We start from the raw sequence: 348 nt of genomic DNA on the forward strand, positions 1-348 counted from the left end.
TCCCTACTCTCACATGGGGAGACCCCACACTACCATCGGCGCTACGGCGTTTCACTTCTGAGTTCGGCATGGGGTCAGGTGGGACCACCGCGCTAGTGCCGCCAGGCAAATTCTTTGTGCTCGTCCTGTGTCTTTTACGCTCATACTGCGTTGGCTGCTCTCGCGAATGTCAGTCACATACTTTAGTATGCTCCTTCCATCGCTTCGCTTGCCGCCTTGTCTCAGCGTAAAATCCTTCGGACTCTGAATCAGAGCTGAAAATCGTCTCAAATCGCCAAAACATCTTCGGCGTTGTAAGGTTAAGCCTCACGGTTCATTAGTATCGGTTAGCTCAACGTATCGCTACGC

At 52.3% G+C, this 348-nt stretch carries 1 rRNA gene; it reads right to left on the minus strand.

The window, feature by feature from the left end:
* Positions 1 to 106: ribosomal RNA gene (gene rrf / locus PGQ95_RS26425) — 5S ribosomal RNA — on the minus strand; the annotation flags it as partial.
* Positions 107 to 348: the final 242 nt, after the last annotated feature.

The sequence above is a fragment of the Klebsiella sp. 141240 genome (genome assembly GCF_050600805.1).
Lineage (GTDB): Bacteria > Pseudomonadota > Gammaproteobacteria > Enterobacterales > Enterobacteriaceae > Klebsiella > Klebsiella aerogenes.